The 26,955-nt window shown below is 73.4% G+C and carries 19 protein-coding genes; 10 read left to right on the forward strand and 9 right to left on the reverse strand.

Features of this window, described 5'->3' with window-relative positions:
* Window positions 1-524 precede the first annotated feature (524 nt).
* From ACZ56L_RS24530 to ACZ56L_RS24545, 4 genes are all read left to right on the forward strand, one after another.
* Window positions 525-1,424, forward strand: a complete 900-nt coding sequence (locus tag ACZ56L_RS24530) for an LLM class flavin-dependent oxidoreductase (RefSeq protein WP_471066378.1) — start codon at window positions 525-527, stop codon at window positions 1,422-1,424.
* A gap of 43 nt (window positions 1,425-1,467) precedes the next feature.
* Window positions 1,468-2,286, forward strand: coding sequence for a DUF1684 domain-containing protein (locus ACZ56L_RS24535; RefSeq protein ID WP_471066380.1), 819 nt, complete (start codon window positions 1,468-1,470; stop codon window positions 2,284-2,286).
* Between the two features lie 268 nt (window positions 2,287-2,554).
* Window positions 2,555-3,466 (forward strand): S1 family peptidase, encoded by a 912-nt coding sequence (locus ACZ56L_RS24540; RefSeq protein ID WP_471066382.1) that lies wholly within the window; start codon window positions 2,555-2,557, stop codon window positions 3,464-3,466.
* Between the two features lie 407 nt (window positions 3,467-3,873).
* Entirely contained in the window at window positions 3,874-4,962 is a 1,089-nt protein-coding gene (locus ACZ56L_RS24545) for a S1 family peptidase (RefSeq protein ID WP_471066384.1), read from the forward strand.
* Window positions 4,963-5,168: 206 nt separating this feature from the next.
* On the opposite strand, the gene ACZ56L_RS24550 is transcribed toward ACZ56L_RS24545, so the two are convergent.
* On the reverse strand, window positions 5,169-7,946 hold the full coding sequence (locus tag ACZ56L_RS24550) for a M4 family metallopeptidase (protein ID WP_471066386.1): 2,778 nt from the start codon (window positions 7,944-7,946) through the stop codon (window positions 5,169-5,171).
* 353 nt (window positions 7,947-8,299) lie between these two features.
* On the opposite strand from ACZ56L_RS24550, the gene adhE reads away from it, so the two are divergent.
* Window positions 8,300-10,894: a bifunctional acetaldehyde-CoA/alcohol dehydrogenase gene (adhE, locus tag ACZ56L_RS24555; RefSeq protein WP_471066388.1), complete on the forward strand. Its 2,595-nt coding sequence runs from the start codon at window positions 8,300-8,302 to the stop codon at window positions 10,892-10,894.
* A gap of 130 nt (window positions 10,895-11,024) precedes the next feature.
* Here adhE and ACZ56L_RS24560 read toward each other — a convergent pair whose 3' ends face one another.
* The 3 genes from ACZ56L_RS24560 to ACZ56L_RS24570 all read right to left on the reverse strand — a co-directional run bounded on the left by ACZ56L_RS24560 (window position 11,025) and on the right by ACZ56L_RS24570 (window position 14,431).
* A complete protein-coding gene (locus tag ACZ56L_RS24560; RefSeq protein WP_345224474.1) occupies window positions 11,025-12,089 on the reverse strand; it encodes an ABC-2 transporter permease in 1,065 nt (354 codons plus the stop codon).
* A 213-nt stretch (window positions 12,090-12,302) separates the two neighbouring features.
* Window positions 12,303-13,358 carry a lytic polysaccharide monooxygenase auxiliary activity family 9 protein gene (locus tag ACZ56L_RS24565; RefSeq protein ID WP_471066391.1) on the reverse strand — a complete coding sequence of 352 codons (1,056 nt, stop codon included), beginning with the start codon at window positions 13,356-13,358 and terminating at the stop codon, window positions 12,303-12,305.
* A gap of 377 nt (window positions 13,359-13,735) precedes the next feature.
* Entirely contained in the window at window positions 13,736-14,431 is a 696-nt protein-coding gene (locus tag ACZ56L_RS24570; RefSeq protein ID WP_345224478.1) for a response regulator, read from the reverse strand.
* Window positions 14,432-14,562: 131 nt separating this feature from the next.
* Between ACZ56L_RS24570 and ACZ56L_RS24575 the strand changes: the two genes are divergently transcribed.
* From ACZ56L_RS24575 to ACZ56L_RS24585, 3 genes are read left to right on the forward strand one after another with little or no spacing between them, the layout of a single operon-like run.
* Window positions 14,563-15,546 carry a Bug family tripartite tricarboxylate transporter substrate binding protein gene (locus tag ACZ56L_RS24575; protein WP_401760948.1) on the forward strand — a complete coding sequence of 328 codons (984 nt, stop codon included), beginning with the start codon at window positions 14,563-14,565 and terminating at the stop codon, window positions 15,544-15,546.
* Window positions 15,547-15,554: 8 nt separating this feature from the next.
* On the forward strand, window positions 15,555-16,100 hold the full coding sequence (locus ACZ56L_RS24580) for a tripartite tricarboxylate transporter TctB family protein (RefSeq protein WP_471066687.1): 546 nt from the start codon (window positions 15,555-15,557) through the stop codon (window positions 16,098-16,100).
* Window positions 16,101-16,105: 5 nt separating this feature from the next.
* Complete coding sequence (locus tag ACZ56L_RS24585) at window positions 16,106-17,602, forward strand: tripartite tricarboxylate transporter permease (RefSeq protein ID WP_345224482.1); 1,497 nt, start codon at window positions 16,106-16,108, stop codon at window positions 17,600-17,602.
* 60 nt (window positions 17,603-17,662) lie between these two features.
* On the opposite strand, the gene ACZ56L_RS24590 is transcribed toward ACZ56L_RS24585, so the two are convergent.
* Together ACZ56L_RS24590 and ACZ56L_RS24595 are read right to left on the reverse strand one after the other, a co-directional pair.
* Window positions 17,663-18,181 carry a ribonuclease FAU-1 family protein gene (locus ACZ56L_RS24590; RefSeq protein ID WP_471066394.1) on the reverse strand — a complete coding sequence of 173 codons (519 nt, stop codon included), beginning with the start codon at window positions 18,179-18,181 and terminating at the stop codon, window positions 17,663-17,665.
* Complete coding sequence (locus ACZ56L_RS24595) at window positions 18,162-19,097, reverse strand: GNAT family N-acetyltransferase (protein WP_471066396.1); 936 nt, start codon at window positions 19,095-19,097, stop codon at window positions 18,162-18,164. The genes ACZ56L_RS24590 and ACZ56L_RS24595 overlap by 20 nt, the downstream gene beginning before the upstream one ends.
* 45 nt (window positions 19,098-19,142) lie before the next feature.
* Here ACZ56L_RS24595 and ACZ56L_RS24600 point away from each other — a divergent pair, with 45 nt between their 5' ends.
* Window positions 19,143-19,553 carry a GntR family transcriptional regulator gene (locus ACZ56L_RS24600; RefSeq protein ID WP_345224490.1) on the forward strand — a complete coding sequence of 137 codons (411 nt, stop codon included), beginning with the start codon at window positions 19,143-19,145 and terminating at the stop codon, window positions 19,551-19,553.
* Here ACZ56L_RS24600 and ACZ56L_RS24605 read toward each other — a convergent pair.
* On the reverse strand, window positions 19,544-20,686 hold the full coding sequence (locus ACZ56L_RS24605; RefSeq protein ID WP_471066398.1) for a DUF5925 domain-containing protein: 1,143 nt from the start codon (window positions 20,684-20,686) through the stop codon (window positions 19,544-19,546). The genes ACZ56L_RS24600 and ACZ56L_RS24605 overlap by 10 nt on opposite strands.
* A 121-nt stretch (window positions 20,687-20,807) precedes the next feature.
* Here ACZ56L_RS24605 and ACZ56L_RS24610 point away from each other — a divergent pair, with 121 nt between their 5' ends.
* Window positions 20,808-22,235, forward strand: a complete 1,428-nt coding sequence (locus ACZ56L_RS24610) for a xylan 1,4-beta-xylosidase (protein ID WP_471066400.1) — start codon at window positions 20,808-20,810, stop codon at window positions 22,233-22,235.
* 18 nt (window positions 22,236-22,253) lie between these two features.
* Here the strand turns inward: ACZ56L_RS24610 and ACZ56L_RS24615 are convergent, their stop codons facing one another.
* Window positions 22,254-26,153, reverse strand: a complete 3,900-nt coding sequence (locus tag ACZ56L_RS24615; RefSeq protein ID WP_471066402.1) for a lipopolysaccharide biosynthesis protein — start codon at window positions 26,151-26,153, stop codon at window positions 22,254-22,256.
* Window positions 26,146-26,946: a polysaccharide deacetylase family protein gene (locus ACZ56L_RS24620; RefSeq protein WP_471066689.1), complete on the reverse strand. Its 801-nt coding sequence runs from the start codon at window positions 26,944-26,946 to the stop codon at window positions 26,146-26,148. The genes ACZ56L_RS24615 and ACZ56L_RS24620 overlap by 8 nt, the downstream gene beginning before the upstream one ends.
* Between the last annotated feature and the right edge of the window lie 9 nt (window positions 26,947-26,955).

The raw sequence follows: 26,955 nt of genomic DNA on the forward strand, positions 1-26,955 counted from the left end.
GGGTGGAGTCCGACGCTCAACAGGACGCGGACCACACGCGACCGAAGTCGATGTGGGAGCGCGTGACCAGCCACTGCTGCGGATGCATGGCTGTCATGGAACAGGTGTTTCCGTGCGGCGTCAACCGGCGTGAGACCTGCTGCCCACAGTGTGGACATGCTTGACAGGGCGCGGATCGGCGGCCGTACGCTCCCCCCAGGGCCGTGCCTCCGGGTGCGGCGCAGGACCGTGCTGAGGGGCTCGGGCCGCCGTGTGTGCCCGTTTCGCGTGCCGTGTTGTGCCCGGTGGGGTGTGGACTCCCCTGTCCGTACCCCGCGTTCACGGAGCTCCCGCATGCCTGTCTCTGCCCTCCTGTCCTCCCCGGCTGCCCTTCCGCGCACCGCCGTGCCGCGTCTGTCGATCCCGCCCGCCGAAGGACGCGCCGCGCGCTACGAGGCCGACGTCGACGGGGAGTCGAGGTGTCTGCCCGTCGGATGGGATCCGGTACCCGCGCGGCAAGCGCGACGTCCGGAGGGGGAGTGACCGTGGGGTCGGCAGTCAGCAGGCCGCTGCATCTGGGGGCGGAGATCGGCGGCGAGGGGGAGGTGGCCGCCCGGGTGCGGCTGGCGGAGAGCGGGGCGCTGGACTTCGTCACCCTCGCCGGGACGGACGCGCTCGACGGGCTGGTCCGGGGGGCCTCGCAGACGTGCCGGGTCGGGCTCGCGCCCACGCTCGGCGCCCCGCACGCCGGACCCGTCGCAGCCCTGGCCGAACTGTTCCGGGAGGGACCGGGGCGCACGGGGTGGCGGGTGGACGCGTCGGCGGGCGGGGCGGCGGACCTCGCGCAGCGGGCGGCGGCGGGCGCCGGTGCCGCCGTCCGGGGGCCGGGCGGTGCCGGCGGCGGAACCGGGGGGCCGGGGGAGCGGCCGGTGACCGTCGTGGACGTGACCGTGTGCGGGGCGGACGGGCTCGCCGTGGCCGCGTACTGGGCCGATGTCGTCCTCGTACGGGCGTACAGCCCGGGCGAGGCCGGAGTGATGCGGGCCGAGCTGCGCCGACGCGCCGCGGCCGCCGGGCGCGCCCCCGACGGCCTGCGCGTCCTCGCGGCGCTCACCGTCGACCTCGCGGCGGAGCCCCGCCTGGACGGGCCGCCCGCCCCGGACCCGGAGGCGGTGCGCATCGGGCAGGACGGGTCCGCCCGCTACACCGGGGGGCCCGTCGGACTCGCCCAGGTGCTCACCCGGTGGCACGCGGCGGACGTGGTGGACGGGTTCCACGTGACGCCGCTGGCACCCGACCGGGACCTGGAACGGCTGGTCAACGGCACCGTCACGCTGCTCCAACACCGGTGTCTGCTCCGGCACTTCTACTCCGGGGCCACCCTCCGAGAGCACCTCGGGCTGCCGGACCCCGCCCGTGGGCACACCGCGGGAAGCCGGTCGTGAGCGCGCCGGGCGCGAGTGCGTGCCGTATGGAAGGGTGGCAGGCATGAGCAGCAGTGATCACACGCCGGAGGCCGCGCAGAACCCGCAGGCAGCCGCGCAGGACTGGCAGCGCTGGCACGAGCGGCGCGTCGAGACGGTCTCGTCCGCCTACGGACCCCTCTCCCTGACCGGCACCCACTGGCTGGCCGACCACCCGGACGGCCGCATCGACGGCGTGCCCGGGCGGTGGCGGGACGCCGGCGCCGAGGTGCTCCTGAGCGCCGAGGAGGCCGACGGCATCAGCGTCGACGGCGAGCCCCTCGCCGGAGAGGTGTCGCTCGGCCCGGACCGGGGGCCGATTCCCGCCTCCCGGGTCTCGGCCGGGGAGCGGCGGCTCGCCGTCCTGACCCGGGAGGGCCTGTGGGCGGTGCGCGACTTCGACCCGCACTCCCCGGCGCGGCGCGCCTTCAAGGGCATCGAGGCCCGGGGCCACGAACCCGCCTGGGTGCTGCCGGGCAGGTTCGTCCCGTACGAGGAGCACCGGACGGTGCAGGTGGAGAACGCCGACGGGCGCACCCGGGGGCTCGGGCTCGCGGGGCGGATCGTGTTCGCACACGAGGGCGCCGAGCACGCGCTGCACGTCGCCGTCGAGGGCGACGGCTCGCTGTGGGCCGTCTTCGCCGACGCGGGCAGCGGCAGGAGCAGCTACCGCTTCCGCTTCCTGCGGCCGGCCGCGCCCGGGGCCGACGGGACGGTGACCGTGGACTTCAACCGGTCGCTGCTGCCGCCCTGCGCGTTCGCCGACCACTTCATCTGCCCGTTCCCGCCGCCCGGCAACACACTGCCGTTCACGGTGCCGGTTGGGGAGCTCAACAAGCTCTAACCGTACGGAAGTTGACTCACACCGGCCCCGGGCGCCCCACGTGCACCGGGGCCGGCGCACGTCGCGTCGCCGTACGCCCGTACGCGGCTGAAACACGCCCTTGCGCGCCCCGGCAGCCGCCCGAATACTCCCGAGACAGCGCTTGTCAGGGGCATTGCGGGTTGGTCAGTGGTCACGGAACCCGCCGGACCGCCCCCGGCTGCGCCTCACGGGCCCCGGGAGATCCCCACCGCACCGGGCCCCCGATTCCCCTCGGGAGGAACGACAAGTGAGGAACGAGCGCACCACCACACCCCGCAGCGGAATGGCGAGACGCTTCCGTTTCATGGCCGTGGCGGCAGGACTCGCCGCCACCGCCGCCGTCGCCGTACCGAACGCACAGGCCCAGCCCGCCGCGACCCCGGCCGCGTTGAGCTCGGCGGAGCTCGCCACCGCCCAGGCCGCCGTCCTGCGCGCCGACGTGGCGGGCACCGCCTGGCACGTCGACCAGGCGACCAACACCCTCGTCGTCACCGCCGACAGCACCGTCTCCCGCGCCGAACTCGCCCGCATCACGGCATCCCTGGGCGACAAGGCCCGCGCCCTGCGCATCGAGCGCACCCCCGGCAAGTTCTCCAAGCTGCTCTCCGGCGGCGACGCCATCTACGCGCCGTCCTGGCGCTGCTCGCTGGGCTTCAACGTCCGCAAGGGCACGACGTACTACGCGCTGACCGCCGGGCACTGCACCGACGGCAACCCGACCTGGTACACCAACTCCGCCCGCACGACGCAGATCGGCCCGACCACCGGGTCCAGCTTCCCGGTCAACGACTACGGCATCCTGCGCTACGACAACGCCAACGTGGCCCACCCGGGCACCGTCGGCAACGTCGACATCACCGGCGCGGGCAACGCCACCGTCAACATGAACGTGACCCGGCGCGGCTCCACCACCGGCATCCACAGCGGCCGCGTCACCGGCCTCAACGCCACCGTCAACTACGGCGGCGGGGACGTCGTCTACGGCATGATCCGCACCAACGTGTGCGCCGAACCCGGCGACAGCGGCGGCCCGCTGTACTCCGGCACCACGGCGATCGGTCTGACGTCCGGCGGCAGCGGGAACTGCAGCACGGGCGGCACGACCTTCTTCCAGCCCGTCACCGAGGCGCTCAGCGCGTACGGGGTCACCATCTACTGACCCCCCCCAGGGGACCGGTGGGCCTTCCCCGGGCCACCGGCTCCCCGCAACGAACCGCAGCCAGCAGCGGGCAGGCCCCCGTACCGGACTCCTCCGGGCGGGGGCCTGTCGGCTGCGGGAGAAGGCGGGCGTCATGTCCGACCCGCCCGCGGCGCTCCGACTCCGCCTGCTCCGGACGGTGGTGGCGGGGACGGCTCCGGCTTCGCCCGCGGTGTTCGCACCTGCGACCGGCGGTACGCACACCGCGCACCGCGACGGCATGTCAAAGGAATGGGGGCGTGCGGTGCTTGTCGTGTGCGCGTACGGAAGTCGACCTTGTGTGCTCCCTGTGAGCCTGTGAATAGTGAGGCCTCACCCGGGCCCACCCCCACCTTCCGGGGCTCGGGACCCCCCACAGGAGGTCACTTGTGAAGCACCGACGCATACCCAAGCGGCGCGCGGCGGCGGCGGGAACCGCCGCCGTCGCCCTGGTCGCCACGGGCATCACCTTCCAGACCGCGAACGCCAGCGAAGGCGCGGCCCCCACGCCGGCGCTGAAGACCCTGTCCGTGGCGGGCGCGGGGCAGCTCGCGGCCACGCTCACCCGCACGCTCGGCGCGGACGCCGCCGGGTCGTACTACGACGCGAAGGCCCAGAACCTCGTCGTCAACGTCACCGGCGAGGCGGCGGCCGCGAAGGTGCGGGCGGCCGGCGGGCAGGCCAGAGTCGTCCAGCACACCCTGGCCGAGCTGACGTCGGCGCGGACGACGCTGGCCGGGCGGGCGTCGATCCCGGGGACGTCCTGGGCCACCGACCCGGTCAGCAACAGGATCGTCGTCACGGCGGACCGCACGGTGCGGGGCGCGAACCTCGCCAAGCTCGACAAGGCGGTCAAGGAACTCGGCTCGAAGGCGCTGCTCAAGCGCTCGAAGGGAGAGTTCAGGCCGCTCGTCGCGGGCGGCGACGCCATCTACGGAGGCAGCTCCCGCTGCTCGCTCGGCTTCAACGTCACCAAGGGCGGCGAACCGCACTTCCTGACCGCCGGCCACTGCACGGCCGGCATCCGGAGCTGGTCGGACAAGCAGGGCGGAGCGGCGATCGGCACCACGGCCGACTCCAACTTCCCCGGCAGCGACTACGGCCTGGTGAAGTACACGGGCGACACCCCGCACCCCAGCGAGGTGAACCTCTACAACGGCAGCACCCAGGCCATCACCAAGGCCGGTGACGCGACCGTCGGGCAGCAGGTGACGCGGTCCGGGTCCACCACCCAGGTCCACCGGGGCCAGGTCACCGGCCTCGACGCCACCGTGAACTACGGCGACGGGCAGGTCGTCAACGGGCTCATCCAGACCACGGTCTGCGCCGAACCCGGCGACAGCGGCGGTGCGCTCTTCGCGGGGGACACGGCGCTGGGGCTCACCTCGGGAGGCAGCGGGGACTGCTCCTCGGGGGGCGAGACCTTCTTCCAGCCGGTACGGGCGGCGCTGGCCGCCACGGGGACCCAGATCGGGTGATTCCGCGTCCGGCTCCGTGCGGTGCGGGGCGCGGTCCCGGCCCCCGGGGCCGGGGCGGGTTCTCTCCCCGCCCCGCCCCTTCCCGTCACCCCGCGGGGCTGTGATCGGGCCCGTGCGGGTGTGCGGTGGCCGGTCGCGCGGTTCCCCGCGCCCCTGCGAGGGGCGCGGGGAACCTTCACGAGCAGCCCGCCCCGGGGCCGCGGGCGTCAGCAGCGGCCCGCCGGGCGCTCGCGGGTGACCAGGTCGGTGTGGCCCGTGGTGCCGTCGCCCCAGACGACCCGCTTGCCGGTGTCGGCGGCCACGCCGTACTGCTCACCGCGCGAGCAGGAGACGCGGACCGGGTTCAGGCCGGCCGGGTCCGTCTGGATCAGCTTGGACAGGCTGGAGTTGACCAGGTCCTGGCCGGGCTTGAAGTACGTGTGGGTGAGCGCCTGGTCCGTGGCGTCCAGGCTCCAGATGTACGCCCGCTCGTCCGTCTCCCCGATGAGGTCGGTCATGCCGGTGCCGTCGACGTTCGCGCGGCGCAGGATCTGCCGGTTGTCGTCCATGATGTCGTCGACCAGCCAGTACAGGTGCTTGCCGGTGAGGACCAGGTTCCCGATGCCGATGTGGCCGCCCTTCGCGGGCAGCAGGGTCTTGGCGCCGGTGGCCAGGTCGAGGATCTCGGTGGAGATCTCCGAGTAGCCGTCCGGCGTCGGATAGACCTTGCCGTACGCCAGCTTCGTACCGTGCAGGGCCGGCAGACCCGTGGTGATCGTGGCGTCGTCGCCGTCCGCGTAGTGCACCTTCGGGTCGTTGCCGCGCACCCAGGCCACGCGCGAGGGGCGAGCCTGGTCCCCCTCCTGCCAGGTGACCACGTCCCCGGAGACGCGCACCGCGCCCGCCAGCGTGGGCAGGCTGCGGATCTTCCGGATAGGGCCGCCCTTGAGGGGGCGGGACAGCACGTCGGAGCCGTTCGCGCCGACCGCGACCCAGGCGACGGTCGTGCCGTCGGTGTCCGGACCGATGTGGTACCGGCCGTCGTTGGGGCTGATCAGCCGGGGCGCGCCACCCCTTCCGTCGGTGCGTCCGGCCCAGACCGAGTACGCCTCCTCGCCCTCCGCGTCGGACTTCGACGCGGCCCACCAGCCGCCGCCGGCGCCGGGCGCGGTGCCCCGGGTGTTGAGGTCGCCCAGCAGGGTGTCGGTGTCGACGCCGATGGCCTGCTCCCAGCCGGGCACGATGCCGTGCGCGGCGAAGGCGCGGGTGACCTTCTTCAGCTTGTCGCCCGTGACGCCCAGGTCCTTGGCCGCGGCCAGGACGGCGGCGCGGGCCTCGGTGAAGCCGTCGAGCGGGGTGAGGTACTCGGTGAGCGCCTTGTAGACGATCCGGTCGGCCTGCTTGCCGCCGAGGTCCTCGCGGATGTCCCACAACGCGCCGGAGAATATGGTGGAGTTGAGGTGCACGCCGCCCCGGTCCAGGCCGAAGGAGACGCCGAGGAAGTCCTTGGACGTCGTCCGCCCGTCGTTGAGGTCGCGCAGCGCGCAGTCGCGCGGCGACTTCGTACGGCACAGGCCCTCGCCGATGAGGCCGGCGTCGGGGGACTTCTCGTCGCCGCTCACGCTCACGTCGATGGCGTTGCCGAAGTAGTCGGCGACGGCCTCGTTGAGGGCGCCGGACTGACCGGTGTAGACGAGCCCTGCGGTGTGCTCGACCACGCCGTGCGTCATCTCGTGGCCCACCACGTCCAGGTCGGCGGCCAGGCTCTTGTACTCCTCGTCGCCGCTGCCGTAGACCATCTTGTCGCCGTCCCAGAAGGCGTTGGCGTACGGGACGCCGTACTCCGTGACGCCGACCAGGGAGTTGACGGCCATGCCGCGGCCGTCGAGGCTGTCGCGGCGGTGCTGCTTCTTGTAGTAGTCGTAGACCTGCCCGGCCGCCCAGTGGGCGTCCACGGCACCGCTCTCGGTGGCCTCCTTGCCGAACGTCTTCGACGGGGAGGCGACCTCCTTGATTCCCACGGGCCACTTGCCGGACGCGTCGCCGACGTCGACGCCCGCCGCGTCCCAGGTGGTGATGGGCTTCTTGCCGGCCTTCGCGGTGCGGGTGTGGTCGACCAGCAGGTACGCGGAGCCCCGCTGCTCGACCTCCAGCCTCACCTTCCCGCCGTCGAGCTTGACGCCCCTGCCCGTGGTGCCGGGCTGTTCGGCCTTCTTCGCGGCGGGGTCCACGGCGTTCTGGATGCCGGAGTACGAGAGCACCGGGAACCCGGCGTGGGCGTCGACGTACACCTCCTGCTTGACCGGCGCCTTGGCGAGCGGGTCGTAGCCGGTGACGGTGACGTGGTGGGTGAGGACGCCCTTGCCCCGGGGCAGGACGACGAGGCCGTGCGAAGCGGCGGCCAGTCGCGGCCGGCCGGCCCCGCCCTGCCGGCCGGGCCGGCGGGGTTCGCCCGTGTCGGGCAGGCGGAGCTTGCCGGCCGCGAGTTCCGTGCGTACGGAGGACAGGGCGCGCTCGCTCGCGGTCGCGGCCGGAACGGACGCCGTGGCGTCGACGTCGAGGCCGGTGAAGTACTTGCCGGAGGTGCCGGTGACCAGGCGTTCGCCGTCCTCGCTCTGCATCCGCACCAGGTACTGGCCGCCCAGGACCTTGACCCCGCGGTGCCGCTGCTGGAAGCGGACCGTCTCCGCCGCGCCGTCCCGGACGGTGTCGGCGGCGGTCAGGTCGCGCCGCGGGTCGGTGATGGCGTACCGGTCCCGCTTCGCGGCGAGGTGGCCGCGGGCCGCGTCCGCCGGGGTGCCGGCGGCGGGGGCCTGCTCGGCGATGTTGCCGACGAGGGCGGGGGTGGCCGTGCCCTCGCCGGGGACGACGTCCGCCGGGGGAGGGGCGGGGGCCGCGTGCGCGGGGAGGGCTCCGGTCAGGAGGGCCGCCGCGCCGAGCAGCGCGGCGACGCCAGCGGCGCGGGATGTCCGGCCGGGGGCCGCCGTGGGTCTGGTCTTGCTCAAGGTGTTCCCAACTTCCGTGGTCGCTTGCGCTGTTCATCGTTCATGCAAGGTGTTGCACGGATGTTGATCAAGGAATAAGTCCTGTCCACAAGTGAGGGCCGCGCGGGGCTGGACAGGACCGGGAGCGATGTGCGGAGCGCCGCCCGGCGAAAACTTGTGAAAGTTTTCACAAGCGCTCAAGGGTCTTTGGTCCCGAGCTGTTCGCGCAGGTGGGAAGGGGTGTACGCGCCCTCTTCGGCGAATCGGAGGGACCTTCTGCCCGCTTGTTGGGGGCATTCGCCGATCCTTTCCCGGCCCTGTCGGGAGTGGAATGGAGTCATCAGCGAGAAGGCCGCAGCGAAGGAGCACCTGTCATGCAGGCCCAGGAGATGGTCGACGGACTCGTCCGGGGAGCACTGGACGCGCTCACCACGTTCGAGGGGCTCGGCCAGGAGCAGGTCGACCACATCGTCAAGAAGGCGTCGCTCGCCGCACTCGCCGCCCACGGGGACCTGGCGCGGCAGGCGGTCGAGGAGACCGGCCGGGGCGTCTTCGAGGACAAGGCGGTCAAGAACCTCTTCGCCTGCGAGCACGTCACGAACTCCATGGCCGGTCTCAAGACCGTCGGCGTCGTCTCCCGCGACGAGCTGAACGGCATCACCGAGATCGCCGAACCGGTCGGCGTGGTCTGCGCGATGACCCCGGTCACCAACCCCACCTCGACCACCGTCTTCAAGGCGCTCATCGCCCTGAAGACCCGCAACCCGATCGTCTTCGCCTTCCACCCCTCCGCGCAGAACTGCTCGGCCGAGGCCGCCCGCATCGTCCGCGACGCCGCCGTCGCCGCCGGAGCGCCCGCCGGCTGCGTGCAATGGATCGACACCCCGTCCATGGAGGCCACCGGGCTCCTGATGAACCACCCCGGCGTCTCCACCATCCTCGCCACCGGCGGCAACGCCATGGTCAAGTCGGCGTACTCCTGCGGAAAGCCCGCCCTGGGCGTCGGCGCGGGCAACGTCCCCGCGTACGTCCCCAAGAGCGGCAGACTCCAGCGCGCCGTTCACGACATCGTGCTCTCCAAGGCCTTCGACAACGGCATGATCTGCGCCTCCGAGCAGGCCGTCATCCTCGACGCGGAGATCTACGAGGCGGGGATCGCCGAGTTCGAGCGGCTGCACGCGTACGTCCTGACGGCGGCCGAGAAGACCAAGCTGGAGCAGTTCGTCTTCGGCGCCACGGCGTACGCCACGAACTGCTCCGGCGCGAAGCTGAACGCGGCCGTCGTCGGCAGGTCCCCCCGGTGGATCGCCGAACAGGCGGGCTTCGAGGTCCCCGAGGACACCTCGGTCCTCATCGCCGAGTGCGCCGAGGTCGGCCCCGCCGAACCCCTCACCCGCGAGAAGCTGTCCCCGATCCTCGCCGCCCTCAAGGCGAACGACACCGAGCACGGGCTGGAACTCTCCGCCCGGACGGTCGAGTTCGACGGCCTCGGACACAGCGCGGCCGTCCACACCGAGGACGAGGAGCTCGCCGAGGAGTTCGGCAGGCGGGTCAAGGCGGTCCGCGTCATCGTCAACGCGCCCTCCACCTTCGGCGGCATCGGCGACGTCTACAACGCCTTCCTGCCCTCCCTCACCCTCGGCTGCGGCAGTTACGGCCACAACTCGGTCTCCGACAACGTGACCGCGGTCAACCTCCTCAACATCAAGCGGATCGGACGGCGCAACACCAACATGCAGTGGTTCAAGGTCCCGCCGAAGATCTACTTCGAGCGCAACTCGCTGCGCCACCTCGGCGAGATGGCCGGAATGAAGCGGGTCACGATCGTCACCGACAAGACGATGAGCGCCCTCGGCTTCGTCCAGCGGGTCACCGACATCCTGGGCAGCCGCGAGGACGGCGTCGCCCTCCAGGTCATCGACACCGTCGAACCCAACCCGGAACTGGCCACCGTCCAGGCCGGTGCGGCCCTCCTGCGGGACTTCCGGCCGGACACGATCATCGCGCTGGGCGGCGGTTCACCGATGGACGCGGCGAAGATCATGTGGCTGATGTACGAGCGGCCGGAGGTGGAGTTCGCGGACGCCAGGGAGAAGTTCTTCGACGTGCGCAAGCGGGCGTACAAGTTCCCGGCCCTGGGGGAGAAGGCCCAGCTCGTGGCCGTCCCGACCACCTCGGGAACGGGCTCGGAAGTCACTCCCTTCGCGGTGATCTCCGACCCGGCGGCCGCCCAGAAGTACCCCCTCGCCGACTACGCCCTCACCCCGAACGTCGCCATCGTGGACCCCACCCTCCCCATGGGCCTCCCGGCGACCGTCACCGCCGACTCCGGCTTCGACGCCCTCACCCACGCCACCGAGGCGTACGTCTCGGTCTACGCCAACGACTACACCGACGGACTCTGCCTCCAGGCCGTCAAGCTCATCTTCGAGAACCTGGAACGCTGCGTCGTGGACGGCCCCCACGACCCCGAGGCCCGCGAGAGGATGCACAACGCGTCGACCGTCGCCGGGATGGCCTTCGCCAACGCCTTCCTCGGCATGGTCCACGCCATGGCGCACACCCTGGGCAACACCTTCCACGTCGCCCACGGCCGCACCAACGCCCTGCTCCTCCCGCACGTGATCCGGCACAACGGCCAGGTCGCCGCCAAGGCCACCCCGTGGCCGAAGGCCGAGGTCTACCGGGCCCCGGAGCGCTACCAGGCCATCGCCCGGCACCTCGGCCTCCCGGCGTCGACCCCCGCCGAGGGCGTCGAGTCCTACGCCCGGGCCGTGGAGGAACTGCGCGCCAGGTGCGGCATCCCGGCGAGCTTCCAGGAGGAGGGCGTCGACGAGAAGGCCTTCCTGGCCGCCCTGCCGCAGCAGGCCCTCAACGCCTACGCCGACCAGTGCGCGCCCGCCAACCCCCGGATGCCGATGCTCGCCGACATGAAGCAGCTCATGCGCAGGGCGTACTACGGCCGTTAGCCCCGCCCCGTGACGGACGACCGCCCGCCGACAGCCGGACCCGTCGGCGGGCGGTCGTGTCTCCCCTGGGGGGCGGTGGCGGCGCCCGGCCCAGGCAGGGAGCGGCCGTTCCCGCCGGATCGGGCGGGGATCACACGAGCGGGGTCTGCGGGGTCACGACCTCCGTCGCGCCGCCCGGGGTGTCGTCCGCACCCTTGCGGCTGGACTTCACCCGCGCGGCCACCGCCAGGGTCAGCGCCGTGCCCGCGACCGCCCAGGCGGAGAGGACCAGCAGCGGGCCCGTCACGTTGTTGCCCTTGAAGTACGCGATCGAGCGGGCCACCCACGTCGCCGCGCCCGGCGGCAGGGCCGGGCCGATGGAGCGCCAGAAGCCCGGCAGCATGGGGCCGGGGAACGCGCCGCCCGCACTCGGGTTGCCGCCGATCACGATGACCAGGATGGCCAGGCCGATGCCGACCACGCCGAAGATGCCCTGGAGGGCGAGCGTGAGCGCGCCGACCGCGAACACCGTGAGCGCGCCCAGACCCCACAGGCCCCACATGCTCCCCGGCAGCGCGCCCAGGACCGGGCCCGCGATCACCGCGCCGAGCAGGCCCGAGACGATCGCGTACAGCGCCATCGCACCGAGCCGGATGCCGGCCCGCTTGGTGTTCGCCGGGCGGGCGCCCGCGCTGATCGCCAGGATGGCCGCGCACAGGTAACCGCCCACGCACCAGCCGACGACGAGGTAGAAGGAGCTCAGCCCATTGGCGTCCTGCGCCGAGGCCGGGGCGATGTCCCGGAAGGCGACCGTGCGCTGCTGCTTCTTGGCCACCTCGGTGAAGATCTGCTCCAGTGCCCGGGTCTCCGAGCCGCCCTGGCCCGAGGCGACGAGAAGGGTGTCGTTCTTGCCGCCGCGCGGGTCGACCAGGAGCGTCGCGTCGATGTCGCGGTTCATCATCTCCTCGCGGGCCGCCGCCTCGGAGGCCAGCGGGCGTGCGTCCAGCGGGGAGCCGGGCAGCTCGTTCAACTGCCCGGTGAGCTGCTCCGCCGCCCCGCCCGGCGCGACCACGGCCACCTTCACGTCCCGCGGCTCGGGGTGGTGGAGGGCTCCCACGTACGACGTGATGAAGAGCAGTTGCAGGGCCAGGCAGCCGAGGACGAGCAGGGCGGCTCGCGGGGTCACGGCGTTCTTCAACTCGTCGGCGAATCTCATGCCCCCACGGTCCGGCGCGACGCCCCTCCGCGCAGGCGGGGCGGGCCGTACGGGTGAAGCCGGAGGACGGATTCCGGGGGAGGCCGCGGACGTGGCCGCCCGGCCGCGGCCGATCCGCGAGGAGGCCGTGCCGTACGGGAAGCGACGGCGGCCCCGGCACGGGTGTGCCGTCCCTTCCCCCGGAAAGGACGGCACACCCGGCTGACCCGGTGCCTAGCGGCCGTGGCGGCCACCCGTCGCGGACCTGCGGCGGACCGAGCCGAACAGCACGGCCGCGCCCAGCGCCAGCACCGCCGCGCCGCCGACGGCGATGTACGGGGTGGAGGAGTCGCCGCCGGTCTCGGCGAGGTTGTCACCGGCCGGGGCCGCGACCGGGGTGGCCGGAGCGCCCTGCGGGGCAGGGGTGTTCGCGTCCGGCTCGGCGGGCGGGGCCGGCGGGGCGGACGGGGTCTGCGGGGCGGCGGTCTGCACGCCGGCGCCCGTCGTGTGGTCGCTGTCGCCGTGGCCCTTGTGCTCCACGGTCGACTTGTCGGCACCGGCGGCGATGTCCTTGTCGGACGGGGCGGACGCGGCCGGGGCCGGGGCGCCCGCGCCGCCCGTGCCCGTGCCGCCCGTGTCCTTGCCGAACACCACGTCGGAGCAGGTGTAGAAGGCCTCCGGGCTGTCCGAGCGCTGCCAGACGCTGTAGACGAGGTGGCGGCCGGACTTCTTCGGCAGGGTGCCCTCGAAGACGTAGTCGCCGCCCTGCATCCGCGGGTCGGTGACCCGCACGAAGGGCTTGGCCTCCAGGTCCGACCACTTCAGCGGCTTCGTCGGGTCGTAGCCGTCCTTGGTGACGTACAGCTCGAAGGAGCCCTTGTGCGGGGCGGTGCCCTTGTAGCGGAAGGTGTGCTTGCCCGGCGCGAGCTTCGAGGACGGCCAGTCGGCGCGCGGCAGGTCCAGGCCCTTGTACTTGTCGTTGCCGGCGGAGCACAGCTTGCCGTCGGGGATCAGGGCCTTGTGGTTGCCGGCGGCGTTGGCGATGTTCACAGCGTTCCAGTCGTAGAACGCCTGGGCGCCGCTGGCGGCGACGGCCGCCTTGCAGGCCGCCGGCTTCGGGCTCTCCGGGCCCTCCGCGTAGCAGGCCGAGACCCGGCTGACCGGGTCCGTCATGGAGCCGTGCGCGGCGGCCGGGGAGGCGGCCAGGCCGGTCAGCGCGAGCGGCCCGAGGCCGAGGGCGGCGACGGTGGCGGCCTTGCGGCGGGCGGCGGTCCGACGAGCAGCGGTCATGGTGCGGAACTCCTTGGCAGGGGACGTGTGCGGGCCGGGGAGAGGGGGGGAGGTCTCCCCCGGCGGAAACAGACGCTAAACCCCGGGAACGGCGAAATTCCCTGCGAGGAGCGGGTGGTGGTGATCTTTATGGTGTGCTTAAGGAAGCGCTCAGAGACGGTTAAGAAGCTGCCTGGAATGGGCGCTTCCGGCCGGGCCGGCGGCTGTCGGTGCGTGCCCGTGCCGCAGGGTGGTCGTCGGTGCGTGCCCGTGCCGCACGGTCGCGGGTGCGTGCCCGTGCCGCACGGGGGCCGTGGGTGCGTGCCCGCCCGGCTCGGCGCCGGCTGTCGGTGCGTGCCGTGCGGCCCGGTGGCTGTCGGCCCCGCGTGCGGCGGGGCTCACACCACCCACCGGTAGCGCCGCTCCGGCCGGCCCGTGCCGCCGTACCGCAGCGTGACCTCGGCCCGCCCCGTCGTCGTGAAGTACTCCAGGTACCGGCGCGCGCTCACCCGCGACAGGGCCCCCGCCTCCGCGCACTCCGTCGCCGACAGGCCCTCCGGATGCGCCTGCAACGTGCGCTCCACCAACTCGGCGGTGTGCGCGGCCAGCCCTTTCGGGAGCTCCCGGGACCCCGGCGGGCGCGTCCCGAAGAGCTGGTCCACGTCCTCCTGCCGGGCCGGCCCGTGCACGGCCAGCGCGTCGAAGCGGGTGCGCAGCGAGGCCACGTGCCGCAGTTGCTCCCGCAGGGCCGCCTGGTGGAACGGCTTGATCAGGTAGTGCAGCGCCCCGGCCCGCAGCGCCGCCCGCACCACACCGGCGTCCCGGGCCGCCGTGATGAACAGGGCGTCCGCCGTCGGCCGGCCCGCGTCCAGCGCCTCCGCCGCCCGCAGCTCACGCAGCACGTCGAGGCCGTCCATGTCGGGCAGGTACACATCAAGGAGGACGAGGTCGGGGCGCAGCCGCTCGGCCGCGCGCAGGGCGTCGGCACCGCTGTGGGCCACCCCGACCACCGTAAAACCGTCCATCGCGGACACGCAGCGGCTGTGGACCTTCGCCACCATGAAGTCGTCGTCCACGACCAGCACATTCGTCACCCGCGCAGGCTAGGCGCGCGACCACAAGGACCACAACGTCCGTTGGTTCCGGAACGGCGACAGCTCCTTAACGCACCGGCAACATGAGCCCACCCCCCTCCCCGCAGCAGAACTGAAGAAAGGCGGCGTCCGTGCGATTGCGCACCCCCCTCGCCCTTGCCGGGGCGGCACTCCTGGTGCTCGTGGGGCCACCGCTGCTCACCACGGGCAGTGGCTCCGACACCGGCACCCAGATCCCCGGCCTGCGCTTCATGGTCCCCAACACCCCCGGCGGCGGGTACGACATCACCGCGCGCACCGCCGCCAAGAACGCCGAGGAGGCCGGTCTCACCGGAGGTATCGAGGTCTTCAACCTGCCCGGCGCGGGCGGCACCGTGGGCCTGGCCCGGCTGGCCGGCGACCACGGCAACGGCAAGGCCGCCATGTCGATGGGTCTCGGTGTCGTGGGCGCCGTCCACACCAACAAGGCCCCCAAGTCCCTCGCCGACACCACCCCCATTGCCCGGCTCACCGAGGAGCAGGACATCGTGGTGGTCGGCAAGGACTCCCCGTACCGGACGATCCAGGACCTGCTGGCGGCCTGGAAGGCGAACCCGGCGAAGGTCCCGGTCGGCGGCGGCTCCTCGCCCGGCGGGCCCGACCACCTGGCGCCGATGCTGATGGCGCGCGCCGCCGGGATCAAGCCGAAGGACGTCAACTACGTCCCCTTCGACGGCGGCGGCGAACTCCTCGCCTCCATCCTCGGCGACAAGGTCGCCTTCGGCGTCTCGGGCGTCGGCGAGTACCTGGACCAGATCGAGGCGGGCGAGCTGCGGCTGCTGGCCGTCACCGGACCCGAGCGGGTCCCGGGCCTGGACGCCCCGACCCTGCGCGAAGCCGGGCTGGACACCGAGTTCACCAACTGGCGCGGCATCGTCGCACCGCCCGGCCTCACCGACGCCGAACGCGCCAAGCTCGTCGCGCTCTTCGAGAAGCTGCACGCCTCGAAGCAGTGGAAGGACTCGATGAAGAAGAACGGCTGGGACGACGCCTTCCTCACCGGGGAGAAGTTCGGCGACTTCCTCGCCGAGGAGGACAAGCGGGTCGACTCCGTGCTGAAGGAGCTGGGGCTGTGACGAACTCCCTGGAGAAGGCCCCCCCTTCGGCGGACGGGTCCGCCGCGCCGGGCGGCGGCCGCAGGGCCTGGCTGCGCGAGCACTCCGAACTCGGCGTCAGCGTCCTGCTGTTCGCGATCGGCGTCCTCGTGCTCACCGACGCGCTCACGATGCACGCCGAGATCGCCCAGCGCGGGCCCGTCGGCCCGACCACCGTGCCGGTCGTCGTCGGCGGCGCCCTGCTGCTCGTCGCCGTCCTGCTGGCCGTCGACGTCCTGCGCGGCGGCCGCGGCGAGGCCGAGGGCGGCGAGGACATCGACCTCTCCGAGCCCGCCGACTGGCGCACCGTCCTGCTCCTCGCCGGCGTCTTCCTCGCCAACGCCGTGCTGATCGGCCCGCTCGGCTTCCCGGTCTCCGGCGCGCTGCTCTTCTGGGGCTCCGCGTACGCGCTCGGCAGCCGCCACCACCACCGGGACCCGCTGATCGCGGCCGGGCTCTCCCTCTTCACCTACGTCGTCTTCAACAACCTGCTGGGCGTCCCACTGCCGGGCGGCCCGCTGATGGGAGTGCTGTAACAGTCATGGACTCCCTGAACTCACTGATGGACGGTTTCGGAACCGCCCTCACCCCGCTCAACCTGCTGTGGGCCGCCCTCGGCGTCCTGCTCGGCACCGCCATCGGCGTCCTGCCCGGCATCGGCCCGGCGATGGCGGTCGCGCTGCTGCTCCCGGTGACGTACGGACTCGAACCCACCGGCGCCTTCATCATGTTCGCCGGCATCTACTACGGCGCGATGTTCGGCGGCTCGACCACCTCGATCCTGCTCAACACCCCCGGCGAGAGCGCCGCGGTGGTCGCCGCCATGGAGGGCCACCCGATGGCCAGGTCGGGACGCGGCGCACAAGCGCTCGCCGCCGCCGCCATCGGGCACTTCGCGGGCGGCATGATCGGCACGATCCTGCTGGTCGCCCTGGCCCCCGCGGTCGCCGCGCTCGCCGTGGACATCGGCGCGCCCGACTACTTCGCGATCATGGTGCTGGCGTTCATCGCGGTCACCTCCGTGCTGGGCTCCTCCCGCATCCGGGGCCTCGCCTCGCTCCTCATCGGCCTGACCATCGGGCTCGTCGGCCTCGACCAGATGACGGGCCAGTCCCGCCTCACCTTCGGCTCGCTCGAACTCGCCGACGGGGTGGACGTGGTGATCGTCGCGGTCGGCCTCTTCGCGATCGGCGAGGCGCTGTGGGTCGCCGCCCATCTGCGGCGCGGAGGCGTGGAGGCGATTCCGGTCGGCCGCCCGTGGCTCGGGAAGGCGGACGTCAGACGCACCTGGAAGTCCTGGCTGCGCGGGCCGCTGATCGGCTTCCCGTTCGGCGCGATCCCGGCGGGCGGGGCCGAGATCCCGACCTTCCTGTCGTACGTCACGGAGAAGCGGCTCTCGAAGCACCGCGAGGAGTTCGGCAAGGGCGCCATCGAGGGCGTCGCGGGCCCGGAGTCGGCGGCCTCGGCCTCGGCGGCCGGAACCCTGGTCTCCATGCTCACCCTGGGCCTGCCGACCACCGCCGTCGCGGCCGTGATGCTGGCCGCCTTCCAGCAGTACGGCATCCAGCCGGGGCCGCTGCTCTTCGAGCGGGAGCCGGAGCTGGTGTGGGGGCTCATCGCCTCGCTGTTCGTCGGCATGGTGCTGCTGCTCGCGCTGAACCTGCCGCTCGCCCCGCTGTGGGCGAAGCTGCTGCGGATTCCGCGCCCCTACCTGTACGCGGGCATCCTCTTCTTCGCCTCGGTCGGCGCGTACGCGGTCGGCGGCGAGGCGCTGGACCTGGTGGTGCTGCTGATCATCGGCCTGATCGGGTTCGGGATGCGGCGGTACGGGCTGCCGGTGCTGCCCGCCGTCATCGGCGTCATCCTCGGCCCGGCCGCCGAACAGCAACTGCGCCGGGCACTCCAGATCAGCGACGGCAGCGTGACGGGGCTGGTCGACACGCCCTTCTCGGTCACCGTGTACGTGATCGTGCTGCTGCTCCTGTCCTGGCCGCTGCTGAAGAGGCTGCCCTTCCTGCGGCGGGGGGCGGACGCGTGACACCGTCCCGCTGGGGGGTGGAGGCGGCGGAGCCGGATGCCGCCGCCCCCGGCGCGGACGCTAGCGGCCGGCCAGCAGGCCGGTGAACTCCGGGGTGCGGGCCGCTCGTTCGAGCACGTCCAGGGTGCGCGCGGCCTCCGCCGCCGCCCGCGGATCGCGTACGGCGAGCCCGCTCGCGGCGAACTCGTCCTCGTCCAGGCGCAGGACCTCCGTGCCGTCCGCCGAACGCCACAGGTCCAGGTCCAGGTCCTCGACCTCCACGGTCACTGCCGTCCCGTCGGCGTCGACGACGGCGGGCCGGGCCACGTCGCAGTACCACCCCTTCAGGCGGCCGTCCGCGGCTCTCACCTCCTTCACCGCGTACCAGCGGTCCCGCCAGTAGTGCTCCACGAAGATGTCACCGGGCTCGAACCGCACGAACCCGAAGTCCTTGACGGTCTCCCGCGCCCAGGCGGCCCGCACCACCAGGTGGGTGCCGTCGTCGGAGAGCAGCTCCGCCGGGTACCGGATCTTCAGCTTCCCCGCCTTGGTGAGCGCGACCTGGGCGGTGCGTGCGGGGTCAGCCGAAGGGGCGGACATATTCGACCTCCGTGGTGCCGTGGGCGTACCCGAGCCAGGTGTTGACGGCCCGCATGGGCCCGTTCGTGTCGTCGTTGCTGGTGACGGCCAGCCGGTGGCCCGTCGCACGGGCCTTGCGCAGCGAGTGGGACTTCACCGCCTTCGCCAGGCCCAGCCCGCGGAAGTCCCGGCGGACACCGGTCATCCCGGACCGGTAGCGGTCCTCGCCGTCCGACTGGGCCGTGGTGAAGGCGGCGATCCGCCCGTCGGGGGCGACGACGACGCTGGACAGGCCGCGGTCGTGCAGCGGGTCGTTCCAGTCGTGGGCGAGCCAGTCCGCGTAGTCGTCCAGCACCCACCCCACGGAACCGGGCTCGTCCAGCACCACCTCGGCGTCCGCGTCGAACAGGGCGCGCGGGTCGTCGCCGAGGAAGGACGTGTCGCGCAGCTCGAACCCGGCCGGCAGCGGCGGCGCGTCGGGCAGGGTGGCGGTCGTCAGGTCCAGCCCCAGGTAGTGGAGCGCGTGCCCGGTGGGCTCCCAGCCGCGCTTCTCGGCGAAGGACCGGCCCCGTTCGTCCAGCGCCCAGACCCGCAGGGCGCGCGCCCCGGCCCGTGCCGTCTGCTCCTCGGCCGCCCACAGCAGGGCCGCACCGATGCCCTGCCCCAGGTGGGCGGGGTGCACCAGCACCACGGCGAAGCCCTGGCCGGGCTGCTTGGCCTGATGGTCGATGCCGGCCCGCAGCACGCCGACGACGCGGCCGCCCGCGCCGTCCTCGGCGAGGGTGAGCCGGTGGTGGGAGTCCGGGTGGGCGTCGGTCACCCCGTTCTCGACGGCCTCGGCGGTGGAGAGGTTGAAGGGGAGCAGCAGGCGCCGCAGGTGCAGGACGGACTCGGCGTCGTCGGTGCGGGGGCGGTAGTCGCGCAGCATCACAGTCATCGGCGCTGAGACTATGCAGGGGCGCCATGGGCCACAATGCGTTTTGTGACCCTCAAGATTGTCGTGGACTCCGAAGACGCCGTCGCCCCGTACGAGCAGGTGCGCGCCCAGATCTCGCAGCAGGCCCGCGCCGGGACCCTGCCGGTCGGCCACAAGCTGCCCACGGTACGGGGCCTGGCCGCCGACCTGGGCCTCGCCGCGAACACGGTGGCGAAGGCGTACCGGGCGCTGGAGGGCGACGGGGTGATCGAGACGCGGGGACGCAACGGGACGTTCGTGGCGGCGGCCGGGGACGCGGCGGCCCGCGAGGCGGCGCAGGCGGCCGGGGAATTCGCCGCCCGGGCCCGCCGGCTCGGCCTGACCCGCGAGGCCGCCCTCGCCGCCGCCGAACAGGCCCTGCGGGCGGCGTACGCGGACCGGGCCCCGGATTCGCGGGGCCGCACCCGTCAGAGGTAGAGGCCCGCGTCGGGGGAGGGGCCGGGCCCCTGGACGCCCGCCGGGGCCACGCCCCGGCGCAGCGCGTACAGCTCCGCCAGCGTGGTGCCCTCGCGGCCCACGCCCTCCTCCGTGCCCAGCCAGGCGACCGACTCCGCCCGGGTCAGCGGGCCGACCTCGATCCGGGCCAGGCAGCGGCCGGGGCGGACCACCGCCGGGTGCAGCCGCTCCAGGTCCTCGTTGGTGGTGACGCCGACCAGGACGTTGCGCCCCTGCCCCAGCAGCCCGTCCGTCAGGTTCAGCAACCGCGAGAGCGCCTGCCCCGCCGTGTGCTTGGCCTCGCCCCGGATCAGTTCGTCGCAGTCCTCCAGGAGCAGCAGCCGCCACCGGGACTTGCCCGTCACCCCGTCGTCCTCGCCGATGGCGATGTCCATCAGGTAGCCGACGTCGTTGAAGAGCCGCTCCGGGTCCAGTACGCAGTCCACCTGGCACCAGTCCCGCCACGACCGGGCCAGCGTCCGCAGCGCGGAGGTCTTGCCCGTCCCCGGCGGCCCGTGCAGGAGCAGCAGCCGGCCCGCGATGTCGTCCGGCGTCACCTTCATCAGCCGGTCCATCGCGTCGGCCACCGGCGCCGTGTAGTTCGGCCGCACCTCCTGCCAGGTCCCGGCCGAGATCTGCCGGGTCGTGCGGTGCGGGCCGCGCCGGGGGGACACGTACCAGAAACCCATGGTCACGGCCTCGGGCTGCGGTTCGGGTTCGTCCTGCGCGCCGTCCGCCGTCGCGTCCAGGACCTTGGCGGCCAGCTCGGGGGAGGTGGCCGTGACCGTGATGTCGGCGCCCCGGTTCCACCGGGACACCAGCAGCGTCCACCCCTCGCCCTCGGCGAGGGTCGCGCTGCGGTCGTCGTCCTTGGCCGCGCGCAGCACCGTCGCGCCGGACGGCAGGAGCGGGGCCCCGGACCGTACGCGGTCGACGGACCGGCTGTGCGCGTACGGCTGCTCGCCCGTGGCGAACCGGCCCAGGAACAGGGCGTCCACCACGTCCGACGGCGAGTCCGAGTCGTCGACGTTCAACCGGATGGGCAGCGCGGACTCCGGACCGGCCGGCCCGCCGGCACTTCCGGGCCCCTCACGATTCGCGCGGTTCGCAGACATGCCGCACATGATCCGGCACCCGCCCGCCCCGCGCACGGACTTTTCCTCCTTCCCGCCGCACCCGACGACGTCCACGCATACCCGCCCGCGATGTCAACTCCCGGCGTTACCCTGGCAGGTGATGGGACGTCATGGGTGGAACCCCGGGGCACGGCGGTGGCGCCTCGCCGCGCTGATCGGCGTCGGCACGGTCGCGCTCGCACTCGTGCTGACCATGTGCACGGTCTGGCCCCGGGACCCCGGCGGAGCCGGCCCGGGCGGCACGACCAGCGACGGGGCGAAGGTCCACGGCACCCCGGCGCCCCGCCCCGGCGCCCCGGAGCCGGAACTGGGCTGGGGCTTCACCCACACCCAGTACAGCGCCGACGCGGGCGGGACCGCCGCCCGCGAGCGCGCCGGGAAGCTCCTCGCCGCGTACCGGCTCCCGCAGATCCAGCACCTCATGGGCTGGGGCTCCGACAACCCCGAACCCGCCCCCGGCCGCTACCGGTTCGGCGCGATGGACAGCCGGATCGACCTGGTCCGCAGGACCGGCGGCACACCCGTCGTCACCCTGTGCTGCGCCCCCGACTGGATGAAGGGCGGCCGCGCGGGGGAGGACGGCACCGACTGGTCGCAGGAGGCCCTGGAGACCGCGCCCCGCCCCGAGCACTACGCCGACTTCGCCAGGCTCGCCGGGGTGGTGGCCCGCCGCTACCCGGACGTGAAGCACTTCATCGTGTGGAACGAGTTCAAGGGCTTCTTCGACGACGACGCCAAACGCTGGGACCACGAGGGCTACACCCGGCTCTACAACCTGGTGCACGCCGAGCTGAAGAAGGTGGACAAGGACATCCTGGTCGGCGGCCCCTACCTCGTCATGGACAGCCTCGACCCCCGCGCCACCGAGCACGCCTCCGCCCTGAAGGGGCCCTGGGGCGCCGTCGACCAGCGCTCCCTCGACGCCTTCAGGTACTGGAACGAGCACAAGAGCGGCGCGGACTTCGTCGTCGTCGACGGTTCCAGCTACACCAAGGACGACGAACTGCTGCCGTCCGAGGCCGCCGCCACCGACAAGTTCACCGCCGTCAGCCGCTGGGTGCGGCAGCAGACCGGGGGGAAGCTGCCGCTCTGGTGGGCGGAGTACTACGTCGAGCCGGGCGACGCCCAGGACGAGCGCGACGACTGGAGCGAGCCGCGCCGGACCGCCGTCCACGCGGCCGGCATGGTCGCCCTCGCCAAGGGCGGCACCACCACCGCCTTCTACTGGAACCCCCAGAAGCAGGGCGGGAAGTGCGCGGGCTGCCTCTGGACGCCCACCCAGCAGGCGGACGGCGGCCGCGAGTTGCCGCTGCTGAAGCTCATCTCCCGGTTCGCGGAGGAGTTCCCGCCGGGCACCCGCTACGACGACACGGTGCGGGTCGCCCCGGACGGCGCGCCGGACGTCCGCGTCCTCGCCGACGCCACGACCGTCCTCGTCGTGAACACCGCCGACCGTGCCGTCCGGGCCGAGGTCGACGGCCAGCCCCTCGACCTGGCCCCGTACGGCATCCGCTGGCTCACCCGCTGACGGGGGCCGCCGGGGCGCTCAGGCCCACACCCCCGAGAGCGTCAACAGCCGCATCACCAGTGCCGCCAGCAGCACCGCCAGCAGCGGCAGCGCGAACCAGAACGTCGACTGCATCCACTGGAGCTTCCGCGCGCTCTCCGGCCGGCCGACCCGCACCACCTCCCGCGCCGACAGCAGCACGATCAGCGCCAGCGCCGCCAGCGCGCCCACCACCGACCACGGCGTCCACGTCACCCGCGGCCCGGCCGGGCCCGGCTGCGCCTTCGCCACCGGCCCCGCGGGCTGCTTCCGCAGCGCGTACAGCGTGGCGTCCGCGTTCGACAGCACCCGCGTCAGCTCCGGGCGCGCGTCCAGGTTCGCCAGCAGCCGCCGCTCCCAGTCCGCGGCGTACCCCGAGTCCATCCGGAGGTAGATCGCCTGGCTGCGGTTGACCATGAGGTACGAGCGGGGGCCCGCGTCCTTCAGGGCCTTGACCAGCGACGCCACCAGCACCGGGTCGCGCGGGGCCGCCGTGGGTTCGTACTGGACCTTCTCCATGTCGCGGGCGCCCCACGGGATCGCGGGCGTGACGTTCTCCTCGACGTCGCTGCTCATCCACAGCAGCCGCGCCGTCGGCTCGTCGTGCGCGTACACGTACTCCATCGCGGCGACCTCGCCCGCCCGCACCTGCTCGAACGCCTCGTTGCCCCACCGCGCCACCAGGAACCCGCCGATCAGCACGAGCCCCGCCAGCAGCGCGGCGAGCGGGGCCGGGCTGGTGCGGTCGGCGTCCCGTTCGGCCCGGGTCGCCCCGGTGCGGGGGAAGAAGCCGAGACCGGCGAGCAGGGCCGCGCCGGGCAGCGCGAACAGGAACACGCGCAGCGCCATCTCTCCGCCGTACGACTGCATGCCCAGCATCAGGAAGGGGACGAAGGCCAGCACGGCCAGCGAGCGTTCGGCGTACCCCGCGAAACGCCGCCGCGAGATGCCCCAGCAGGCCAGCGCCATCACCCCGCCGGCCAGCGCCACCCGTACGTACAGCACCAGCTTGTGGGTGGAGCTGCCGCCCTCGATGCGGCCCGCGACCGACGAGGACACGTTGTCGCCCAGCCCGCCGATCCCGCCGAAGAGCTCGGCAAAGTGCCCCGACCAGTACGGCTCGGCGAAGTACCCGATCCACACCGCCAGCAGCACCGCGAAGAGCAGCGGCAGCCCGCGCAGCGTGCACCGGCGCACCATCACCAGCACCATCAGCACCCCCAGCATCACGAAGGGGGTGAGCTGGTGTGCCGGGACCGTCCCCGCGAAGACCGCGACGAGCACGACGAGCAGCGTCGCCTTCTCGCGCCGGCCCGCCGCCGCCACCTCCGCCTCGCCGGGCCGCCGCCTGGTCCACAGGACGCGCGGCTCGCGGAACCAGACCAGCAGGATCGCCACGAAGGCCAGGTAGAGGAGGTACGTGTAGCCCTGCGGCGAGAAGTAGTCCTGGCCCACCCAGCCGCTCAGCACGAAGAACCAGGCGCCCGTCCACTTCGCCCGCCAGCTCGCCCGCAGCGACCTCAGCAGGAGGAACAGCGGTGCCAGGCAGAGGAGTTGCAGGGCCAGGGGCCACCAGCGGACGACCGGTGACAGGTCGGAGATCCCGCAGGCCTCGGCCACGAACGCCGCCGCCGCGAAGAACCCGGGCCAGCTCCACCGGGCGTCCAGGTCCGGCACGGCGGTGCCGGTGCGGTCGATGTAGTCGAGGAAGCCGAGGTGCTGCCACGCCGTCGGGAAGCGCGGCACGTCCTCCAGCACGGCCGGCAGCGCGTGCAGGGACACCACCGTCGCCAGCAGGGCCGCCGCGAGCAGTACGGTCCTCGGCCGCTCGAACCACAGCAGCGACGCGAACGACACCGCGAGCAGCCCCGCACCGGCCAGCGTGGCGAGCGGCAGTACGGAGACCAGCCCGAGCCCGCCGACCCGGTCCAGGTCGGCCGCGTCGACTCCGCGCAGGGGCAGCCAGTACAGCAGCAGCGCCGTCAACAGCAGCCCGCCGAGCAGGAGTTCCCGCGTCCGCCCGCGCAGCGAGGACGGCGTGCGCCGGGCGGCCGGGGGCGCGGGCTTCTCGCTCATGTCCAGGGACGGCTCGGCGACGGGGGTCGAGGCGGGCGAGGACGGCGGGAAGGGCTCCGGGGTGGGGGTGGAGGTGGCGGGTGCGGTCTGTGTGGTGGGCGTGACCGGTGTGATGGGCGTGACGGGTGCGCTCTCCTCCGGGGCGGATTCCGCGGCGGGCCCCGGGACGGCTTCGGGCGAGGGCTCCGAGGCGCTTTCCGGGGCATGGTCGGGCGCGGCGGCCGGGGTGTGTTCCGGTGCCGGTGCCGGTTCCTCCGCCGCCCGCGCGGGCGTCTTCACCGCCCAGGCCGGTCCGCGTACGTCGGGCCTGCGCTCCAGGTGGTCGAAGTCCGCGGCCGTGCCCAGCGGCAGCGTCGTCGCGTCCCCGAGCGCACCGCGCAGCGACCGCCGCGGCTCCCCGTCGGCGGTCGCGTCCTGCGCGAGCGCGTCCTCCGCCACCGGCTCCGCGGGCCGGCGTACGACTCCGTACAGCTTGACGGCGGCGACCGCCGCGATCACCGCGAGGCTCGACACCTCGGCGACGCCCGCGCCCGTCAGCCCCAGCCGGGGCAGCAGGACCAGCGTCAGCCCCAGCACCAGCGCGCACAACGCGCCCTGGAGCCAGGCGAGCCCGCTGGTGCGGCTCTGCGCCCGCAGCACCGCGAAGTACACCTCGATGACCACCCGCAGCAGCGCCCCCACCGCGAACCAGCGCAGCAGCGGAGTGGCGGCCTCCGCGTACCCGGCGCCGAAGACGCGCAGGATGTACGGCGCGCCGAAGAACAGCACGGCCGCCACCGGCACCATCAGCTTCGCCATCTTGCGCAGCGAGGCCCGGCAGTTGCGGGCCAGCGACGCCGGGTCGTGCGCGCCCTCGACCGTGAGCGAGGCGCCCATGTTGATGGCGAGCAGATTGACCGTGCCGCCGATGGTGGTCGTGATGTAGAAGTACGCGTTGTCCGCCGGGGGGACCTGGGAGGCGACGATCACCGGCACCAGGTACACCACGGCCAGCGAGAAGAGCGAGCCCGTGTAGTCACCGGCCAGGAAGCGCCCCATCTGTCGCAGCGACGGCGGCTCCGCGAGCCCCTCGGTCGCCGCCGCATGGCGCGGCACCAGCCTGCGGAACACCAGGATCCCCAGCGGAACCACGGACACCGAGATCGCCGCGACCCACGACACGAAGACGCCCGCCGTCGGCACCGAGGCCGCGATCAGCACGAGCAGCAGCAGCTTCACCGCCGAGAAGACGGTGTTGCCGACCGGCACCCACAGCGCGCTGCGCAGCCCGGTCAGCACCCCGTCCTGGAGAGTGAGCAGCGACCACAGGACGACCGCGAGCACGAACCCGAGCCCGTTCAGCGGCCCGTGCAGGAACCGGTACGAGGGCCCCCAGAAGTCCAGCGTGAGCAGGAAGGTCCCGGCCGCCACCGCGACGACCAGCGAACTTCCCGCGTATGTACGGAGGACCAGCCGCCCGGTGCGCCGGCCCGACACCGGGATGAACCGCGCCATCGCGCCCGTGAGGGTGAGCGCGGTCAGTCCCGCGAGCAGTTTCATCGCGGCGATCGCCGCCGACCCCTGACCGACCGCCTCGGGCGTGTAGTAGCGCGCGGCGGCCAGCCAGAAGCTCAGGCCGAGGAGCGCGCTGACGCCCGTGTTGAGCATCAGCGCGTAGGCGTTGCGGAACAGGGGGCTCCCGTTCCCCGGCCCCCTCTCCCCGGCGGGGGGCTTTCCGGGGAACTTCCCGGGGAGCCGCAGCCGGCGTCCCGCCGGTGCCGGGGCGCGGACCGCCCCGTTCTCCCCGGTGCCGTCCTCGGTCCGGGCGGTGGTCGTGTCAGACACGGCGGGCTCCCGCCTCCCGCACACGCGTGTCCCGTACGATCCGCACCGCCGACCGGGACCTGCGCACCACCGCGTACCCCCGGGTCAGCGCGCGCTCCCTGGCGACGTCGCGGTAGGTGCCCGCACCCTCGACCATCCGCTCGAACCGGTCCAGCGGCGTGCCGCGCCGCACCGTGACGCGGCGCAGCGCGAACGGGCCCTGCGGGCGTGCCGCCAGGTCGTTGTTGACGGCGAGGGCCTGCGCGTACCCGGCGTCGCGGACGGCTGCGCGCACCCGGCGGCTGGAGTAGCCGTACGGGTAGGCGAACGAGTCCGGCGCCCGGCCCAGCTCGTCGGCGGCCAGCTCCCGGCAGCGCAGCAGCTCGAACCGCAGCCGTTCGTCGGGGAGTTGGTCGAGCTGGGGGTGGCTGTGGCTGTGTCCGCCGATCTCCGTGCCGGCGTCCCGCAGGGCCCGCACCTGGTCCCAGTCGAGCATGGCGTCCAGGGCGCCCCCTTCCTCGTACCGCCCCCGGAGCCAGCCCGTGGTGACGAACAGGCTGCTGCGGAAACCGTGCCCGGCCAGGACCGGCAGGGCGTGCCGGTGCACGCCCTCGTACCCGTCGTCGAAGGTGATCAGCACCGGCTTCGGCGGCAGCACGGCGCGCCCCGGCCGCCAGGCCGCGCCCAGTTCCCGCGTGGTGAGGGGGGTGAAGCCGTTCGCGGCGAGCACGCCCATCTGCGCGGCGAAGGCCTCCGGCGAGACGGAGAGCCCGTACGCGGCCCGCGCGGGCCGGCGCCCGACCGCGTGGTACATCAGGATCGG

This window comes from Streptomyces sp. NPDC039736 (assembly GCF_055596485.1).